1 protein-coding gene is annotated in these 455 nt (G+C 56.0%); it reads left to right on the forward strand.

The annotated features are described in order from the left end of the window. Positions 1 to 213: 213 nt before the first annotated feature. Positions 214 to 455, forward strand: a 242-nt coding sequence (locus tag HMPREF2787_RS11240) for a helix-turn-helix domain-containing protein (protein WP_246824180.1), incomplete at its 3' end; no start/stop codon positions are given.

Raw genomic sequence — 455 nt, forward strand, 5'->3', positions numbered from 1 at the left:
TTAGGGATACCCTCACCAACAGTCAGGCGGTGGGCGCGACAAGCCGGAATTGAGATCCAGCACCAATCGCACTACCCGAAGTTATCGATGATGCATAAGCATCGCGTGATCTACGAGATGCTTATGGCCGGCTCATATAGTGTTGCCGAGATTGCCGCGCAGGCTGGGGTGTGCACAACCACGGTGTATAACCGGCGGGCTAGTTTAACCACTATGAATACCCGCAGTCGGATAACACCTGGTGATGTATCTCGTGTTGGCGCTGGTCGGCGGCTAGGGCTGACGGAACGCTTACTTATTGCCGATTGCCTGCGGGCAGGTCATTCGCACCGGCGTATCGCCCAGATAGTCTGTCGTAGTCAATCCACTATCAGTCGTGAAATCGCACGCAACAGCGTCGATGGTATCTACGATGCCTATCACGCTGATCAGGCCAGCCGCGGGCGTCTTGCTCG

It is taken from the genome of Corynebacterium sp. HMSC061H03 (assembly GCF_001838215.1).
Classification (GTDB): domain Bacteria; phylum Actinomycetota; class Actinomycetes; order Mycobacteriales; family Mycobacteriaceae; genus Corynebacterium; species Corynebacterium jeikeium_D.